This window comes from Umezawaea sp., assembly GCF_036375055.1.
GTDB lineage: Bacteria > Actinomycetota > Actinomycetes > Mycobacteriales > Pseudonocardiaceae > Umezawaea.
This window is the reverse complement of the sequence record NZ_DASUSQ010000132.1, coordinates 1-16770: the sequence shown is the minus strand read 5'-3', so window position 1 is coordinate 16770 and position 16770 is coordinate 1. Positions and strand designations below refer to the sequence as shown.

19 protein-coding genes and 1 pseudogene are annotated in these 16770 nt (G+C 71.5%); 15 read left to right on the top strand and 5 right to left on the bottom strand.

Annotated features, from left to right (window positions below):
• Positions 1–47: 47 nt before the first annotated feature.
• Entirely contained in the window at positions 48–542 is a 495-nt protein-coding gene (locus VFZ92_RS32920) for a universal stress protein (protein WP_330880168.1), read from the bottom strand.
• Between the two features lie 167 nt (positions 543–709).
• Here VFZ92_RS32920 and VFZ92_RS32915 point away from each other — a divergent pair, with 167 nt between their 5' ends.
• Complete coding sequence (locus VFZ92_RS32915; RefSeq protein ID WP_330880166.1) at positions 710–1327, top strand: hypothetical protein; 618 nt, start codon at positions 710–712, stop codon at positions 1325–1327.
• On the opposite strand, the gene VFZ92_RS32910 is transcribed toward VFZ92_RS32915, so the two are convergent.
• On the bottom strand, positions 1302–1754 hold the full coding sequence (locus VFZ92_RS32910) for a universal stress protein (RefSeq protein WP_330880164.1): 453 nt from the start codon (positions 1752–1754) through the stop codon (positions 1302–1304). The genes VFZ92_RS32915 and VFZ92_RS32910 overlap by 26 nt on opposite strands.
• Positions 1755–1929: 175 nt before the next feature.
• Here VFZ92_RS32910 and VFZ92_RS32905 point away from each other — a divergent pair, with 175 nt between their 5' ends.
• The 12 genes from VFZ92_RS32905 (at position 1930) to VFZ92_RS32850 (ending at position 11895) form a co-directional block, all read left to right on the top strand.
• Positions 1930–2376, top strand: a complete 447-nt coding sequence (locus VFZ92_RS32905) for a universal stress protein (RefSeq protein WP_330880162.1) — start codon at positions 1930–1932, stop codon at positions 2374–2376.
• Between the two features lie 93 nt (positions 2377–2469).
• Positions 2470–2859, top strand: coding sequence for a hypothetical protein (locus VFZ92_RS32900; protein WP_330880160.1), 390 nt, complete (start codon positions 2470–2472; stop codon positions 2857–2859).
• Between the two features lie 61 nt (positions 2860–2920).
• On the top strand, positions 2921–3961 hold the full coding sequence (locus VFZ92_RS32895) for a zinc-dependent alcohol dehydrogenase family protein (RefSeq protein WP_330880158.1): 1041 nt from the start codon (positions 2921–2923) through the stop codon (positions 3959–3961).
• Between the two features lie 25 nt (positions 3962–3986).
• Complete coding sequence (locus VFZ92_RS32890) at positions 3987–4868, top strand: universal stress protein (RefSeq protein ID WP_330880156.1); 882 nt, start codon at positions 3987–3989, stop codon at positions 4866–4868.
• Between the two features lie 34 nt (positions 4869–4902).
• Positions 4903–5424 carry a flavodoxin family protein gene (locus tag VFZ92_RS32885; protein WP_330880154.1) on the top strand — a complete coding sequence of 174 codons (522 nt, stop codon included), beginning with the start codon at positions 4903–4905 and terminating at the stop codon, positions 5422–5424.
• A 21-nt stretch (positions 5425–5445) separates the two neighbouring features.
• Positions 5446–8025, top strand: coding sequence for a cation-transporting P-type ATPase (locus VFZ92_RS32880; protein ID WP_330880152.1), 2580 nt, complete (start codon positions 5446–5448; stop codon positions 8023–8025).
• Between the two features lie 103 nt (positions 8026–8128).
• Positions 8129–8473, top strand: coding sequence for a hypothetical protein (locus tag VFZ92_RS32875; RefSeq protein ID WP_330880150.1), 345 nt, complete (start codon positions 8129–8131; stop codon positions 8471–8473).
• Between the two features lie 84 nt (positions 8474–8557).
• Entirely contained in the window at positions 8558–9754 is a 1197-nt protein-coding gene (locus VFZ92_RS32870) for an HAD-IC family P-type ATPase (protein WP_330880148.1), read from the top strand.
• A gap of 49 nt (positions 9755–9803) precedes the next feature.
• The gene (locus VFZ92_RS32865; protein ID WP_330880146.1) at positions 9804–10499 is read left to right on the top strand and encodes a CBS domain-containing protein; all 696 of its coding nucleotides are present in this window, start codon (positions 9804–9806) and stop codon (positions 10497–10499) included.
• Between the two features lie 45 nt (positions 10500–10544).
• Positions 10545–10742: a DUF4342 domain-containing protein gene (locus VFZ92_RS32860; RefSeq protein WP_330880144.1), complete on the top strand. Its 198-nt coding sequence runs from the start codon at positions 10545–10547 to the stop codon at positions 10740–10742.
• A gap of 110 nt (positions 10743–10852) precedes the next feature.
• Positions 10853–11122 carry a DUF1918 domain-containing protein gene (locus tag VFZ92_RS32855; protein WP_330880142.1) on the top strand — a complete coding sequence of 90 codons (270 nt, stop codon included), beginning with the start codon at positions 10853–10855 and terminating at the stop codon, positions 11120–11122.
• Between the two features lie 341 nt (positions 11123–11463).
• Complete coding sequence (locus VFZ92_RS32850) at positions 11464–11895, top strand: pyridoxamine 5'-phosphate oxidase family protein (protein ID WP_330880140.1); 432 nt, start codon at positions 11464–11466, stop codon at positions 11893–11895.
• A gap of 23 nt (positions 11896–11918) precedes the next feature.
• On the opposite strand, the gene pflA is transcribed toward VFZ92_RS32850, so the two are convergent.
• From pflA to VFZ92_RS32835, 3 genes are all read right to left on the bottom strand, one after another.
• Positions 11919–12644, bottom strand: coding sequence for a pyruvate formate-lyase-activating protein (gene pflA, locus VFZ92_RS32845; RefSeq protein WP_330880138.1), 726 nt, complete (start codon positions 12642–12644; stop codon positions 11919–11921).
• On the bottom strand, positions 12641–14887 hold the full coding sequence (gene pflB / locus VFZ92_RS32840) for a formate C-acetyltransferase (protein ID WP_330880136.1): 2247 nt from the start codon (positions 14885–14887) through the stop codon (positions 12641–12643). The genes pflA and pflB overlap by 4 nt, the downstream gene beginning before the upstream one ends.
• A 178-nt stretch (positions 14888–15065) precedes the next feature.
• Positions 15066–15509: a hypothetical protein gene (locus VFZ92_RS32835; protein ID WP_330880134.1), complete on the bottom strand. Its 444-nt coding sequence runs from the start codon at positions 15507–15509 to the stop codon at positions 15066–15068.
• Positions 15510–15702: 193 nt separating this feature from the next.
• Between VFZ92_RS32835 and VFZ92_RS32830 the strand changes: the two are divergent.
• Together VFZ92_RS32830 and VFZ92_RS32825 are read left to right on the top strand one after the other, a co-directional pair.
• Positions 15703–15921, top strand: a pseudogene (locus VFZ92_RS32830) (alcohol dehydrogenase catalytic domain-containing protein); the annotation flags it as partial.
• Positions 15922–15997: 76 nt separating this feature from the next.
• Positions 15998–16543: a zinc-binding dehydrogenase gene (locus VFZ92_RS32825; RefSeq protein ID WP_330880132.1), complete on the top strand. Its 546-nt coding sequence runs from the start codon at positions 15998–16000 to the stop codon at positions 16541–16543.
• The last annotated feature ends 227 nt before the right edge of the window (positions 16544–16770 follow it).

Here is a 16770-nt window from a genome sequence, read left to right as displayed (position 1 = left end):
CCGTGCGCGAACAGGGTCCAAGGACTCTGCCCGCCGAGGCCCGACGGTCAGCGGAACTCCTGCGCCGCCCCAGGTGTGACCAGACCGCCCGCATCGACGGCGGCCGGCGGGACCACGGTCACCGGGCAGGTCGCGTGCCGCAGGCAGTACGCGGCCACCGACCCGATCACGGTCAGCCCCGACTTGCGGTAGCCGTGGCCGCCGAGCACGAGCGCGTCGGCCTCGGCGGCCAGTTCCACCAGGACCTTGCCGGGGTCGCCGGTCGGCACGAGCTGGTCGACCAGCACCCCGTCGGCGTCCTGGCCCACCCGCTCGACCGCTGTCCGCAGGGCACGCGCGTGCTGCTCGCGGAACGGGTCGCTCCCCACGGGCCGGGTGACCGGCAGCGGTGTGCTGGACGGGGGTTTGGCGTCGAGCCTGCACACCGACACCGCCAGCACCGAATGCCCGGTGGACTTGGCCTGGCGGACCGCCCAGGCGAGGGCGGCGGTGCTCGCGGGCGAGCCGTCGATGCCGACGATGATCCGTTGTGCGGTCTTCATGGTGGTCAACTCCTCGTCTGTGGTCCCTCGATGCTCTAGTCCGGCGAGGGGGCCGGGCGAGGGGCGAAGGGCCCCGTCCGGACGGGGCCATCGCCGCCCGTGAGGGGACTCGGCGCACTGTCGGCGCGCCGCGCTCCTCGGCACCGTGGTGGGGGGAGGTGGCCGACGTGCGCGGGACGCGGACCGAAACACCGGAGTGGAGCTCCAGCGAGGTGGACCTGCTGGTCCGCGCAGCGCGCAGCGCACCGGTCTACGGCGGCGGGCACCCGTGGGTGCTCGAACCGCACGGGCGCGCTGTGGCCCTCTACGAGCTGCCGCGCCACTCGTTCCGGGACCGGCTCGGCATCGGCCGCTTGCTGACCTGCGGCGGTGTCCTGCACAACCTCCACGCGGCTCTCCGTGCGGCCGGTTGGCGGGTCGAGGTGTCGCTGCCGAGGGACGCGGCGAAGCCGGACCTCCTCGCGGTGCTGGCAGCTGTTGGCCGACAGGCGGTGGAGGAGCGGGGGACGTCCGACCCGGCCGTGCTGCCTGTTCTCGTGGCGGCGAACCACTGGGAGGGAACGCGGGTGCGGCCGGTCGACACCGGCGGCTCGGTCACGCTGCACGTGTCGACCGAGGGGGACAGCAGGCGTGATGTGCTGCTCGCGGGTGCCGCCCTTCAGGCGGTCCGGCTCAAGGCTCGGGAACTGGGGTTGACGGCGACGGTGGGCCGCGGCCCGCTGCCTGCGCACGTGTGGGCTTCGCTCACCGTCTCCGGGATCAGCGAGCCGCACCCGGCGGGATGACCACAACGGGGCAGGCGGCGTGGCGCAGGCACTCGGAGACGACGCTGCCGAGCAGCATCCCGGCCGCCCTGCCGTGACCGTGGGCGCCCAGCACGAGCAGGTCCGCGTGGTGCGACATGCGCGCCAACTCCACCGCCGGATCACCGAGCAGGACCGCCTCGGTCACCTCCGGCGGGTTCTCCAGCCGCGAGGAGACGTCCCGCACCATCTCGTGCAGTTCGCGCACCAGATGCCGGTGCGGCTTCTCGCCGTGCGGGAAGAAGCCCGTCGACGTGGCGGGCGCGAACGCCGGTTCGCGTTCGCGCGTCGTGATCGCCTCCACCTCCGCTCCCCCGCGCACCGCTTCCTCCAGCGCCCACCGCAGTGCGGCGGCGCTCGCGGGTGATCCGTCAACGCCGACCACGATGGTCTTGGGCGAGTTCTCCACGGCACTCCTCCACATCGGACTGGAACGGTGCACCCGATCGCGACTCCCACTGTCGTCCGGGCGCTCCGGATCCGGCAGTGACGAATGGTCCCCGTCGGCGGTGACTTCCGGCTCTCGTCGCACCTCGCCGATGCGACGACCGTTGGGGCGGGGCGAAGCCGAAGGGAGTGGCGTGATGAGCGGTCCGAAGCCGATCGTGGTGGGTGTCGACGGGTCGGAGGCGGCCCAGCGCGCACTGGACCGGGCGCTCGACGAGGCACTGCTGCGGGGCTGCGGCGTGCGCGCCGTCCGCGCGTGGGTCTTCGAGCCGCTGGGGCTCACCGCTCTCGCCGCGCTGCGAGAAGCCGAGCACTGGGCGGCGGTCGAGCTGGCGAAGGCCGTGGCCGCCGTGGTGGGCGGGCGGAGCGAGACCCCGCCGATCGAGCAGGTCAGCGCCGAAGGAGGCCCGGCGGAGGTGCTGATCCGCCATTCGGAGGACGCCGCTCTGCTGGTCGTCGCGAGCCATCGCGGTGAACGCCTGCGCAAGGCCGTCCTCGGTTCGGTGAGCACGGCGTGCGCGCGGCGGTCGACCGTGCCGGTAGTCGTGCTGCCCGCCGGCGTGAACGCCCCCCGTGTGAGCTGACCGGCCCGGTGTCGAGCGGACCAAAGGCCCTGTGCCACCCCACCGCGACGCGACACCGTTGAAGGCGAAGCCCGGCCGGGACTGGAGGTCCACATGAGACCGAACGTGAAGGACACCTGGGCGACGGTCCTGGTCATCGCGGCCGTCGCCTTGTACACCGAGCACCTCGAGCTGACGTCTCAGCCGTTCCTCGGGGACGTGCGCGTGGTCGCGGCCGTGTGCTTCGCCCTCGGCGTCAGCGCCGCGGCGGTCGGTGGCCGGCACCGCGCCACCGACGACCTGGCCATGCGAGTGGGTGCCGTCCTCGGCACGACCGCGACCCTGCTCGGCGTGGCCACGCTGATCACCGCCCACTCCTTGCTGCTCTTCGTGTTCGTGCTGAACATCGTCGGGCTGTGGGGATTCGCGACGCTGCGCCACACCGGGCTCTTCACCGCGGCCATGGCCGACGACGACGGCCGCGCAGGCTCCCCGCGGCCGTGACACCGCACCGCAGTTGCCGATCACTCGGACGGCGGCGAGCCCGCCGGGAACAGGAGAAGTCATGAAGGCCTTGGTGTACCACGGACCCGGCAAGCGCTCGTGGGACGACGTGCCCCGTCCGGAGGTCCAGGACGTGTCCGACGCGGTCGTGCGGGTCGACGCGGTGACCATTTGCGGCACCGACCTGCACATCATCAAGGGCGACGTGCCCGCGGTCGAGCCCGGCCGGATCCTCGGGCACGAGGCGGTCGGCACCGTGGAGCAGGTCGGCGCCGCGGTGCGCGGGATCAAGCCCGGCGACCGGGTGCTGGTCTCGTGCATCAGCGCGTGCGGCCGGTGCCGGTACTGCCGGATCGGCATGTTCGGCCAGTGCCTCGGCGGCGGGGGCTGGATCCTCGGCCACCGCATCGACGGCACCCAGGCCGAGTACGTGCGGGTCCCGTTCGCCGACACCTCGACCCACCTGCTGCCCTCCGGGGTCGGTGACGAGGCCGCGCTGATGCTGGCGGACATCCTGCCCACGTCCTACGAGGTCGGTGTGCTCAACGGCCAGGTCGCCCCCGGTGACACCGTGGTCGTCGTCGGTGCGGGCCCGATCGGTCTCGCCGCGATCATGACCGCGCACCTGTTCAGTCCCCGCCACGTAGTGGCGGTAGACCTCTCGGAAGCCAGGCTCCACGCGGCCAAGCAGTTCGGCGCCGACGTCACCGTGACCCTGACCGACGATCCCGAGGCGGTCGTCGCGGAGCTGACCGAAGGCTTGGGCGCCGACGTGGTCGTCGAAGCGGTCGGCGTGCCCGAGAGCTTCGAGCTCTGCACCAGGCTGGTCCGTCCGGGCGGTCGAGTGGCCAACATCGGTGTGCACGGCAAGCCCGCCACGCTGCACCTGGAAGACCTGTGGATCCGCAACGTCACCATCACCACCGGTCTGGTCGACACGCGGTCCACCCCAGCCTTGCTGCGGATGCTCGCCACCGGCCAGCTCGACGCGACCAGGTTCCTCACGCACCGGTTCGGCCTCGACGAGATGGAGGCCGCCTACGACGTGTTCGCCCGACCCCAGGAAACGGGCGCCCTCAAGGTCGTCCTGTCCCGAGGCTAGAACGACCAGGAGGGAATGAGCGGACATGACAGTCCACAACGAACAGGGCGCCGCCGTGGTGGTGGGTGTCGACGGGTCCCGGTCCGCGCTGGACGCGGTCGCCTGGGCAGCACGGGAAGCCCAGCGGCGACACCGGAGGCTCCTGGTGGTGCACGCGCAGCTCCCGCTGCCGTTCGACAACCTCGAACTCACCGACCGGCTGCGCGACGACTTGCACCGGGTGGCCTGGCGGTGGCTGCACGAAGCCGCCGACGTCGCCCGCGAGGCCGCACCCGGCCTCGAACCCGAAGTGCGCCTGGAAGCCGGTGAGCCGGTGACCGCACTCATCGGGTTGTCCGCCTCCGCCTACGAGGTCGTGGTCGGCTCCCGCGGATACGGGGGCTTCACCGGGCTGATGGCGGGCTCGACCGCGATGGCGCTGAGCGCGCACGCCCACAGCCCGGTCGTCGTGGTCCGCGGCTCCGTCACGGGCCGTGGGCCGGTCGTCGTGGGGGTCGACGGGTCGCCCGCGTCCGAACAGGCGATCGGCCGCGCGTTCGAGCAGGCCGACCTGGAGGGGACCGACCTGGTCGCGGTGCACGTGTGGCACCGCCTGCCCACCTGGATCGACGCGATCGCCCTCGACGAACGCGACCGGGTGGAGAGGGAGGCCGAGCACCACCGGTTGCTGTCGGAGCGGCTCGCGGGGTGGCAGGAGAAGCACCCCGACGTGCACGTGGAACGGGTCGTCGCCGAAGGGCACGTGGCCCGGCGCCTGGTCGACTACTCCGACACCGCTCGCCTGGTCGTGGTCGGATCCCGCGGCCGGGACGGCTTCGCCGGTCTGCTGCTCGGCTCCACCGGCCAAGCGCTGCTGCACCACGCGCCCTGCCCCGTCGTGATCGTCCGCGACGAGCAGCGGCACTGACGTCGAACCGTTGTCCAGCAGGAAGGGGAGAGCCATGACACGAGTGCTGGTCGTCTACGAATCGATGTTCGGCAACACGAGGGAGGTCGCGAAAGCGGTGGCGGAAGGCCTCGCCGACGCGGGAACCGTCGACCTGGTGGAGGTGGGGGAGGCTCCGGTCCCGCTGCCCGACGACGTCGACCTGCTGGTCGTCGGCGCTCCCACCCACGCGTTCGGGCTGAGCAGGCCCACCACCAGGAAGTCGGCGGCCGACCAGGCGGTCGGGGAGATCGTCTCCACCGGGATCGGCTTGCGCGAGTGGCTGGACGAGCTGACGCCCGGCACCGCGGTGGTCTCCGCGTTCGACACGCGGGTCAAGCTCGCCATGATGCCCGGTTCCGCGGCCCGCCGGGCGCTCGGTCGGTTGCGCAGGCTCGGCTTCCCGCCGCTCCTGCGGTCCGAGAGCTTCTACGTCCACGGCACACCAGGCCCGCTCAAGGACGGCGAGATCGACCGCGCCCGGAGTTGGGGAGCGAAGCTCGCGGCGACGCACTCGGCGCGCCAGCACGTCAACTGACCCAAGAGGAAGGCGAACACCGTGCTGTCCACCTCGACCACCGGCAGGGAGGGGCTGAGCGGGGCCGAAGCGGCGATCAGGCTGCGCCGCGACGGCCCCAACACGTTGCCCACTGGCAAGCGCGCGCATCCGCTGGTGCTGTTGGCCAAGCAACTCGTGCACATCTTCGCCGTCATGCTCTGGGTCGCGGCCGTGCTCGCCCACATCGCCGGTATGCCGTCGCTGTCGGTGGCCATCGCCGTGGTCGTGCTGCTCAACGGCGCGTTCGCCTTCGCCCAGGAGTACCGGGCCGACCGGGCCGCGCAGAAGCTGCGCGACCTGCTGCCGGTCAAGACCAAGGTACTGCGCGACGGCCGACCCGTCCTCGTGGACGCCACCGACCTGGTGGTGGGCGACGTGGTGCTGCTGGCGGCGGGCGACCGGGTGAGCGCGGACGCCGAGGTCGTCGACCTCGCCGGTCTGGCCGTGGACGAGTCCATGCTGACCGGTGAGAGCAAGCCCGTGCGCACCCAGCGGGGGAGCGCGGTGCTCGCGGGCACCCACCTCGTGGAAGGCGAGGCGACCGCCGTCGTCACGGCCACCGGTGCGAGGACCCGGTTGGCGGCCATCGCCGCCCTCACCGGCCGCGCGACCCGGCCGCCGAGTCCGCTCACACTGCGGCTCAACAAGGTCGTGCGCGTGGTCGGGTTCACCGCCATCGCGGTCGGTACCACGTTCCTCGGCATCGCAGTACTGCTCGGCCTGCCGCCGATCGAAGCGTTCCTCTTCGCCGTCGGCGTGACCGTCGCTCTGGTGCCCGAGGGCCTGCTGCCCACCGTCACCTTGTCGCTCGCCCGTGCCGCGCAGCGCATGGCTGGGCGCAACGCGCTCGTGCGCAGGCTCGACGCCGTGGAGACGTTGGGCGCCACCACCTTCATCTGCACCGACAAGACCGGAACCCTGACCCGCAACGAGATGTCGGTCGTGACGGTCTGGACCCCGATCGGCGAAGCGAAGGTCGAGGGCGTGGGTTACGACCCGGCCGGCGAGGTCGTTGGATCGGAGGCGGTCCGGGTACGGGTGCGCGAACTGGCCGTCAGCGCGGCCCGGTGTTCACCGGTCGCGCACGTGGAACACCGCGACGGGAAGTGGCTCCCGGTGGGCGACCCGATGGAGGTCGCCCTGCACGTGCTGGCCGCTCGATCCGGTGCGGAAGTCCCGACCACCGCCGAGGTCAAGCACCCCTTCGACCCGCGGCGCAGGCGCTCTTCTGTGGTCGATGCGGACGGCGTGCACGTGTCCGGCGCGCCCGACTCCGTCCTGCCGCTCTGCGCGTCCACCACCGGTGCCGCGGAGGCGATCACGACCCTGGCCGACAGCGGCCTGCGGGTGCTGGCCGTGGCCCGGCGCCGGGAACGGCGAGCCGGTGACGACACGGGGTGGGAGGCCGCCGAACGCGACCTGGAACTCGTAGGCCTGGTCGGCTTGCAAGACCCGCCGCGCGACGACGTCACCTCCGCCATCGAGTCCTGCCGCACCGCCGGGATCCGGCTGCTCATGGTGACCGGCGACCACCCCGCCACCGCGCGGTCGATCGCCCGCCAGGTGGGGCTTCTCGGACCGGACGAGCTCGTGCTGGAAGGAGCGGGTCTGCCGCAGGACGAGGCCGAGTTGGGAGAGCTGCTCGACCGCGACGGCGCGGTCGTCGCGCGGGTCACCCCCGAGGACAAGCTGCGGATCGCGAAGGCGTTGCAGGCCAGGGGACACGTGGTCGCCATGACCGGCGACGGCGTCAACGACGGGCCCGCCCTGCGCGCCGCGGACATCGGCGTGGCGATGGGCGCGTCCGGCACCGACGTGGCCAGGGAAGCAGCCGACCTTGTCCTGCTGGACGACCACTTCGCCACCATCGTCGCCGCCGTCGAACTCGGCCGCGCCACCTTCGCCAACATCCGCCGGTTCCTGACCTACCACCTGACCGACAACGTCGCGGAACTGACGCCGTTCGTGGTCTGGGCTCTGTCCGGCGGTTCCATCCCGCTCGCGCTGACCGTGCTCCAGGTGCTGGCGCTCGACATCGGCACCGATCTGCTGCCCGCGCTCGCACTGGGCGCGGAACCACCCAACCCCAAGACCATGCACGGCAAGGCACCCACGGGCGCGCTCATCGACCGCACGGTGCTCGTCCGGGTGTTCGGCGTCCTGGGCCCCAGCGAGGCCGTCGTCGAGATGGGCGCCTTCCTCGGCGTGCTCCTGGCGGGCGGTTGGGCACTGGGCCGCACACCGGACGCCGAACTGCTGACGGTCGCGTCGGGCACCGCGTTCGCCGCGGTCGTGCTCGGCCAGTTGGCCAACGCGTTCGCCTGTCGCAGCGGTTCGCGCACGGTGGCAGGCGTCGGCCTGCGCGGCAACCGGCTGCTCGGCTGGGCGATCCTGGTGGAACTGGTGCTGCTGCTCGCGTTCCTCGGCGTGCCACCGGTCGCAGACCTGCTGGGCGGCACCTTCCCCTCGGCGCTGGGCTGGGTCCTGGCGGCCTGCGCGGTACCCGCTGTCCTCGCGGCGGACACCCTGCACAAGTCGATCAGGGCGAACCGCCGCGCCACCAGGGCAGCGGTCGGGTGACCGCGTTCGAGCGAACCCGCAGCCGCGCGAGCCGGAAGTTCGCGGGCGAGGTCCTGCTGTTCAGCGCGGTCAGCCTGCTCCTCGCCGCCGTGTCGGGCTGTGGGTGGCCGGGGTTCCGGGAGCCGAGTGGGCGTGGACCGCGGCGGCGGTCGTCGCCGCGGTGCCCGCGGTCGTGCGGGTCGCCGCCGACCTGCGTTCCGGCCGGTTCGGAGCCGACGTGCTCGCCCTCGTGGGCACCGTCCTGGTGGGCTTCGCGGGTGCCGTCGTCGCGGTCATGTTCGGCGGCGGACGCGCGCTCGACGCCTACGCCCAGCGCCGAGCAGGCCGCGACCTGAGCGCACTGCTGGACCGCGCGCCGTCCGGCTGCGCACCGACACCGGACTGCGGCTGCTCCCCGTGCGGGACGTGCGACCGGGGCAGCACCTGGTGCTCGGCCAGGGCGAGGTGACCCCGGTGGGCCCCACGCCGCTCGGACCGGCCACCCCCGACGAATCCGCGTCGACCGGCCAAGCCGCGCCCGGCGGGCGACCGGGTGCGCAGCGGCGTGGTCGACGCGGGAGCGTCGGTCGACCTGCGTGCGGTCGCCACCGAACGCGACAGCACCTACGCCGGTGCGCTTGACCTGGCACGGGACGCCGCGGCTACCACCGCGTCCGCGATCCGCCTCGCCGACCGGGTCGCGACCGTGTTCCTGCCGGTGGCGCTCGCCGTGGCCGGCCTCGCGGCGTTCCTCGCCCACGACCTCACCCGCGCGGTCGCCGTCCTGGTGACCGCGACGCCGTGCCCGCTGCCGCTCGCGGTGCCGGTCGCCATCACCGCGGGCATGTCCAGGGCCTCGCGGGTCGGTGTGGTCGTGCGTGACGGGCGTTCGCTGGAGGTGCTCGGCGACCTCCGGACCGGCGTGCTGGACACGACCAGGACGATCACGCTCGGACGACCCGCCGTGACCGGGGTGCTGACCGCTCCGGGCCGGTCCCGCGACCACGTGCTCGACCCCGCCGCCGCGGTGGAGCAGGTGTCCTCCCCCGTGTTCGCGGCGTGCGTGGTCGTCGCAGCCGAGACGGCAGGCCGTGGACCGGCTCCCGCCACCGACGTGGTCGAGCGGTCCGGACAGGCGACCGCGGGCACCGTGAACGGGCACCGGATCGCCGTGGGTGGGCTCGATCCCGCGCAGCGGGGCCGAGCGGACTGGATCCGGGAAGCCGAGACCAGCGCCCGTCAGGATGGCGCGGGCACCGTGTGGATCTCCGCCGACGGCGACCCCGTCGGCGTTCTCCTCGTGCGCGACCCCGTCCGGTCCGACGCGGCCCAGACCACGGGCAGGCTGCGCTCGGCCGGGTTGACCAGGCTCGTGCTGCTCATCGGTGACCGCTGGGCGGTCGCGCTGAGGACCGCGGACGGGCTCGGTTTCGACGAGGTGGACGCCGCGTGCGACCCGGCGGACAAGGTCGCGAGGGTGAGGGCGGAGAAAGCGGCAGGGGTGACCGCGATGGTCGGCGACGGCATCGACGACGCTCCCGCGCTGGCCGCCGCGGACGTCGGAGTGGCCTTGGGCGGCTGGGGCTCGGCCGCGGCCGAGCGTGCGGCCGAGCCCCAGCCGTCCCGGTCAGGTCCGCGGAGTCCGGCCGCGGGCACCACAGCGCCGCACGGAGCCGACGCCGAACCCGCCGCCAGGGGAAGCCGGGACCTTCGCCCCGGTTCGGCGGACTTTGGCCACTGCGATCCGTGACCGGCGGAGTCGAAGCTGGAAGGAGAAGTCCCCGGAGTTGGAGGTCGAGATGCGAGAGCCCAGCGTTGATCAGGTGATGACCCGCGAGGTGGTCACCGTCGGGACGGCCACCCCGTTCAAGGAACTGGTGGAGCTGCTCGACAGCGGTGGTTTCAGCGCGCTTCCCGTGGTGGACGAGCGCAAGCGGGCCATCGGCGTCGTGTCGGAGGCCGACCTGCTGGCCAAGGAGGAGTTCCTCGGCGGCACCGCACCGTCGCCCGCGCTGTTCGCCGCCCGCGCCCGCAAGGACAGGTGGCGCAAGTCCGGAGCCGTTTCCGCGGGTGAGATCATGACCGCTCCTGTCATCACCATCACCCCGGAGGCGCCGGTGAGCGCCGCAGCGCGCCAGTTGGCGAGGTCCGGTGTGCGCAGACTGTTCGTGGTCGACCCGGAGGGGACACTGGTGGGGGTCGTCTCCCGGCGCGACCTGCTGCGGCTGTTCCTCCGCGACGACGAGCAACTGCGCGCCGACGTGCTCCAGCAGGTGTTCCACCGCGTGCTGCTCGCCGACCCCGCCACCTTCGAGGTCCACGCCAAGGGCGGCGTCGTGTCCGTGCGAGGGCGGCTGGAACGACGTGGCGACACCGAGTTGGCCGTCCGCCTGATCCAGGCGATGCCGGGAGTGGTCGACGTGGAGTCCGACCTCACCTATGGCTGGGACGACACGGTCGTCAAGGCCGAATCGGGTCTGAGGCCCAGGTACTGAACCCTGCCGAGTCGATCCGCGGAAACATCCCACCGGGAGACCGTCGTGCCGACCCTCGAACAACCCGCTGTCGACGCCGCGGCGCACCACGCCCACCACATCGTCGTCAGGGATCGCAGCGGCCACCCGGTCGTCGAGGTGTCCATGGACGCGGGTGTGCTCGCCGCGGTGGTCGCACCGCTGGTGGCCGCCGTAGGAACCGTCGCCGCGCCTGCCAACGACTGGTCCGCCGAGATCGAGTGAGCGCGACGGCACCGAACACCCGGTCGTGCGCGCTCAGTCGCGCTCCCGGAAGACCTTGTCCGAAACAACAGCCGACGGCGTGGGACGTCCGGTGAACGGAGGAGAACACCATGCGGGCCCAGACCGGTGACTGGTTGCTCGTCGAGCAGTCCAGCGTAGACAGACCAGCGCGCAGGGGACGGATCGTCGGCGTCCGCCGTGCTGACGGCGGGCCGCCCTACCTCGTGCGATGGCTCGACACCGGGCACGAGACGCTCGTCTACCCCGGACCTGACGCCCACGTGGTGACGGCTGTCGAACTGGCCGAGTCGGACGCGCGCACCGCAAACCGGGCCGTCGCGCTGCAACGGCTCATCAGCGCCCGCCACCGCGGGTCCTGACGTGCTCGTCGAATCGTCCCGCCAGGGTCCTGGCGCTTGATCATCAGGGACTTTGTGCCCTGCTGAACCCGAATCACCGCTGTCGACAATGAACGCCAGCACGCGCGGTGCATCCGGTGGCGGCGATGGCCCGTCCGCCTCGTGCGCGGTGTCGACAGTGCCACAGGAGTCGAGTTGCGCCAGCGAGAAACGCGCCACGGAACCGCGGTGCGATCTGCGGTCGAGATGCCGAGCTGCCACGCGTGTGGGCGGAGCGAGCTCCCGGTGACCCGGATACCCTCCTCCAGGACCCTGCCGCTGGTGCGACGGTCACCGCGGGACCTTCACCTCGGCGGCGCGCGATGAGCGGCGCCACGCAGGACGAGCCCAGGGGACTGGTGCGGTTGTCGGAGGCGAAGTCCCTGGACCTGCTGGCCGGCGTGCCCTTCGGCCGTGTCGTGTTCTCGCGCGACGCGCTGCCCGCGATCCGTCCGGTCAACCACGTCGTCGACCGGGGCACCATCATCATCCGCACGCACCTCGGTGCCGCCGTGCTCTCCGCCGTGGGCATGGTGGTCGCCTACGAAGCCGATGCGATCGATCCCGTGTCGCGCCTGGGGTGGAGCGTGATCGTGGTCGGCGTGGCGAAGCGCGTCTTCGACCTCGACGACGCGGCCGGGTTCGAGGAGGTCCTGCGGCCCTGGGTGCGCGGGTCGATGGACCACGTCATCCGGATCGTGCCGGAGATGGTGACCGGGTTCGAACTGTCCACGGCTCCGGAGCCACAAGGCTGACGGCGGCTCCGGAGCCCGTCGGATCAAGCGCGCAGACCGTGGCGGATGAACTGCCCGCGAACTCTCCCGACCAGTGCCGCGTCGGGCGTCGGGGTGTCCGCGAGCGGGAACGGGATGCCCAGCCGCGCGTACTTGGGCGCGCCGAGCTTGTGGAACGGCAGCACGTCCACGTGCTCGACCGACTCCAGCGTCGCGACGAACTCCGCGATCCCCTCCACGTTGTCCCGGTCGTCGGTCAGTCCGGGCACCAGGACGAACCGGATCCACATCGGCTTGCCCATGGCCGAGAGCCGACGGGCGAACTCGAGCGTCGGTGCCACCTCCTCGCCGGTCACCCGCAGGTAGGTGGCCGGATCCCAGGACTTGATGTCCAGCAGCACCAGGTCGGTGTCGGCCAGCAGAGCGTCCGTCGCGTGGTGGCCGAGGAATCCCGAGGTGTCCAGCGCGGTGTGCAGACCGAGTTCCCTGCACCGGTGCAGCAGCTCGGCCACGAAGGTGTGCTGCAGCAGCGGTTCCCCACCGCTGACGGTGACACCGCCGCCCGCGACCTCGATGAACCGCCGGTACTTCACGATCTCGGCCATCAGCTCGTCCACGGACACGCGCTGCCCGTCGCGCTCGTGCCAGGTCTCCGGGTTCTGGCAGTACCGGCAGCGCAACGGGCATCCCGCGGTGAAGACGACGAAGCGGGTGCCGGGACCGTCCACCGCGGTCGCGATGTCCCACGAGTGGACCGCCCCGGTGCTCACAGCGACCCGTGGAAGGTTCGACTGATCACGTCCCGCTGCTGCTCGCGGGTCAGCCGCACGAAGTTCACCGCGTACCCGGAGACGCGGATGGTCAGCTGCGGGTGGTTCTCCGGGTGCTCCATCGCGTCGAGCAGGACCTCCCGGTTGAGCACGTTGGCGTTGAGGTGGAAGCCGCCCGCGTCGACGTAGGCGTCCAGCACACCGACCAGGTTGGTCACCCGCTCCTCCGGGGTGCGGCCCAGACCGGGGGGCGTGATGCTCGCGGTCAGCGAGATCCCGTCCAGCGCCTGGTCGTAGGGCAGCTTCGCCACCGACAGCGCGGCGGAGACCAGCCCGTGCCGGTCCTGGCCGTTCATCGGATTGGCGCCGGGCGCGAACGGTTCACCAGCTCGTCGTCCGTCGGGGGTGTTGCCGGTGTGCTTGCCGTAGACGACGTTGGAGGTGATGGTCAGCACCGACTGGGTGTGCACCGCGTCGCGGTAGGCAGGGTAGCGCCGCACCTTGGCCATGAAGTCCTCGACCAAGTCGACCGCGATGGCGTCGGCGCGGTCGTCGTTGTTGCCGTAGCGCGGGAACTCGCCCTCCACGGCGTAGTCGACGGCCATGCCGGACTCGTCGCGGACCACCCGCACCCGCGCGTGCTTGATCGCCGACAGGCTGTCCGCGACGACCGACAGGCCCGCGATGCCGCACCCGAGCAGCCGCTGCACCGGGTGGTCGTGCAGCGCCATCTCGATGCGCTCGTAGGCGTACTTGTCGTGCATGGAGTGGATGATGTTCAACGCGTCGACGTAGGTCTTGGCCAACCAGTCCGTCGTCTGGTCGAGCGCCGCACGGACCACCTCGTAGTCCAGGTACTCGCCGGTGATCGCGGGGAACGGGGGAGCGACCTGGTCACCGCTGACCTCGTCGCGTCCACCGTTGATCGCGTACAGCAGTGCTTTCGCGAGGTTGACCCGCGCGCCGAAGAACTGCATCTGCTCGCCGACCTTCATGGCCGACACGCAGCAGGCGATCGCGGTGTCGTCGCTGAACCTCGGCCGGATCAGCTCGTCGTTCTCGTACTGGATCGAGCTGGTGTCCACCGACACCCCGGCGCAGAACCGCTTGAAGCCCTCGGGCAACCGGGGCGACCACAGCACGGTGAGGTTCGGTTCCGGTGCGGGGCCGAGGTTGTAGAGGGTCTGCAGGAACCGGAAGCTGGTGCGGGTGACGAGCGGACGCCCGTCCTCGCCCATGCCACCGATGCTCTCGGTGACCCACGTCGGGTCGCCGGAGAACAACTGATCATAGGCAGGGGTGCGCAGGAAGCGCACGATCCGCAGCTTGATCACCAGGTCGTCGACCAGTTCCTGGGCCTGCTCCTCGGTCAGCGTTCCCCCGTCGAGGTCGCGCTGGAGGTAGACGTCGAGGAACGTGGAGGTCCGACCGAGCGACATCGCGGCACCGTTCTGCTCCTTCACCGCCGCGAGGTAGGCGTAGTACAACCACTGCACGGCTTCCCGAGCGGTTGTCGCGGGCCCGGAGATGTCGTCCCCGTAGCTCGCGGCCATCGTCCGGAGTTCGTCCAGCGCTCGCACCTGCTCGGCCAGTTCCTCCCGGTCGCGGATCACCGCTTCGGTGGAGGGGACCACGTCCAGGAGGGATCGTTCGGCCTTCTTGGCGGCCACGAGCCGGTCCACGCCGTAGAGCGCGACCCGCCGGTAGTCACCGATGATCCGGCCGCGCCCGTAGGCGTCGGGCAGGCCGGTGACGATCCCGGCCCGGCGGGCCCGCAGGATCTCCTCGGTGTAGGCGTCGAACACGCCGTCGTTGTGGGTCTTGCGGTACTTGGTGAAGACCTCCCGCACCAGCGGATCCATCTCGTACCCGTAGGCGTCGAGACTCGCCTGCACCATCCGCAGCCCACCGTTGGGCATGATCGCGCGCTTGAGCGGAGCGTCGGTCTGCAAGCCGACGATGATCTCGGTGGACCGGTCGAGGTAACCGGGTCGGTGCGCGGTGATCGACGAGGGGGTGTGCGTGTCGATGTCGAGGACACCGCGCTCGCGCTCCAGCGCGAACAAGCCCTCCAGGCCGTTCCACAGGTTCGAGGTCCGGTCGGTCGGCCCGCACAGGAAACCCGCGCCGCCCTCGTAGGGCGTGTAGTTGGCCTGGATGAACCCGCGCACGTCGATGCCGCCGCGCCAGTCCTCCCCGCGGAATCCGCGCCAGGCGTCAAGACGTTCCTCGGTGGTGGTCATGCCCTCACCACCATCGAGCTCCTCGTCCGGTCCTCGACCAGCGTTGCCATGTCGCCCCTCCTCGGATCTCATTTCCCACTTCGATCTTCCGGCCGGTGCGCATCCGGTGACAGGGCCCGAGGTCCCATCGCACTCCGGTGAAGGTCCTGAGCACGGACTTCCGGCCGCGGACCGGGGATCACCGCGCTTCGGGTCGCACCAGCGCGCGCGCCAATGCCACTGCCTGGACCACGAGCGCGATGAACACCACCACGCCCACCATCGGCAACGCGATCCTCGCGATGGTCGCCCAGTCGACCGAGAGGTCGTCGAAGTCGAACGGGAACACCACCCACATCCGCCACAGGACGGCCAGGGCGACCGCCGTGGTCACCACGTCACCGAGCAGAGCTACCTGACGTCGCGGCACGACCAGGCACACCAGGTTGACCACGATCCCCACCGCCAGACCGATGTCGGCCACTCGAACTACATCGCCTGCCTGCTCGGTCAAGAACGGAACCACCCGCCACCCCGGCGACACGTTGATCAACACCAACAGGACCACGTCGACCAGCGCGGCGACGAAGCAGCCCGTCCGCTGCGCCGTCCCACGGGTCGATCGAGCCGATGTGCTCGTCATGGTCGCCTCCGCGCGGTGCACCGTCCACGGATCGGGTCGACCAGTGGAACCCCTCCACCTTCGAGCGTTCTCGCCCCGGCGAGCGGGCGGAAGGGCTCAAGGAACCTGCTGACACGGGACCTCCGACCGCGTCGCTAGCGATGCGGTCGGCGAAAACTCCGACTCGGACGCACCACCACGATGAGCAGCCACCGTGGGGGAAGCAGTCGTCGCGACGCTGGACGCACTGCTGGAGATCCACGAAGTGCCGGTGCCGGAACCGGGTGCCGGCCAGGTTCGGGTGCGGCTGGAGGCATCGGGGATCCGCCACGCCGACATCCACGCCGCGCACGGCGACTGGTCGGTGAAGCCGACACCACCGTTCGTGCCGGGGCACGACGGCGTCGGCGTGATCGAGGCCGTGGGCGAAGGCGTCAGCGCCACGCGCATCGGGACGCGGGTGGCGATCCCGTGGCTCGGACACGCCTGCGGGGGAGTGCTCCTGCTGCGTGTCGGGGTGGGAGACGCTGTGCGAGCAGCAGCAGAACACCGGCTGCTCGGTCGACGGCTGCTACGCGGAGCACGTGCTGGCCGACGCCCGGTACGTCGTCCCGGTGCCCGAAGGGGTGTCCAGTGTGGACGCGGTACCGCTGACGCGCCCCGGTGTCACCACGTACAAGGCCGTCAAGGTGGCCGGTGTGCGGTCCGCCGAGCGAGTCGCGGTGTTCGGCATCGGCGGACTGGGCCACCTGGAGCTGCGGTACGCCCGGATCGCCGGGGGGTTCACCGTGGCGGTGGACGTGGAGGACACCAAGCTGGAGCCGGCCCTGCGCCTGGGCGCAGACCACACCGTCAACGCCGCCACGTCCGACCCGGTCGCCGAGATCCAGGCACTGGGCGGCGCCGACGTGGCGATCGCCCTAGCGGCGTCACCGCGGAGCTTCGAGCAGGCCTTTGCGTCCCTTCGTCGCGGTGGTCGGCTGGTCCGCGGCGGGCGGCCCGCGGACGGCCGGCTGGACCTGCCGGTGTTCGACGTGGTGCTCAGGGGCATCTGACGGGACCCCGATAGTTGGACCAGGTGATCTGGGTAAACCCAACGGGGTCACGTCAGTCCGGCTCATTCCTCCGCCACCACTCCAGCTGAGGTTCCCCCGATAGCTCGGAGGCTTTCCAAACATGGTCCGATAGGACCTGAAGGGAGTCGTCCGTGGCACCACCGAAGAAGTACCCTGACGAGTTGAGGACCCGTGCCGTCCGGCTGTACCGAGAGTCGGACCCGAAG

Bases quoted from the DNA above. Each gene is read 5' to 3' on its own strand.
- pflB (WP_330880136.1), bottom strand. From the start codon at position 14,887: ATGACCACCACCGAGGAACGTCTTGACGCCTGGCGCGGATTCCGCGGG.
- VFZ92_RS32920 (WP_330880168.1), bottom strand. From the start codon at position 542: ATGAAGACCGCACAACGGATCATCGTCGGCATCGACGGCTCGCCCGCG.
- VFZ92_RS32905 (WP_330880162.1), top strand. From the start codon at position 1,930: ATGAGCGGTCCGAAGCCGATCGTGGTGGGTGTCGACGGGTCGGAGGCG.
- VFZ92_RS32885 (WP_330880154.1), top strand. From the start codon at position 4,903: ATGACACGAGTGCTGGTCGTCTACGAATCGATGTTCGGCAACACGAGG.
- VFZ92_RS32890 (WP_330880156.1), top strand. From the start codon at position 3,987: ATGACAGTCCACAACGAACAGGGCGCCGCCGTGGTGGTGGGTGTCGAC.
- VFZ92_RS32850 (WP_330880140.1), top strand. From the start codon at position 11,464: ATGAGCGGCGCCACGCAGGACGAGCCCAGGGGACTGGTGCGGTTGTCG.
- VFZ92_RS32865 (WP_330880146.1), top strand. From the start codon at position 9,804: ATGCGAGAGCCCAGCGTTGATCAGGTGATGACCCGCGAGGTGGTCACC.
- VFZ92_RS32855 (WP_330880142.1), top strand. From the start codon at position 10,853: ATGCGGGCCCAGACCGGTGACTGGTTGCTCGTCGAGCAGTCCAGCGTA.
- VFZ92_RS32835 (WP_330880134.1), bottom strand. From the start codon at position 15,509: ATGACGAGCACATCGGCTCGATCGACCCGTGGGACGGCGCAGCGGACG.
- VFZ92_RS32895 (WP_330880158.1), top strand. From the start codon at position 2,921: ATGAAGGCCTTGGTGTACCACGGACCCGGCAAGCGCTCGTGGGACGAC.
- VFZ92_RS32900 (WP_330880160.1), top strand. From the start codon at position 2,470: ATGAGACCGAACGTGAAGGACACCTGGGCGACGGTCCTGGTCATCGCG.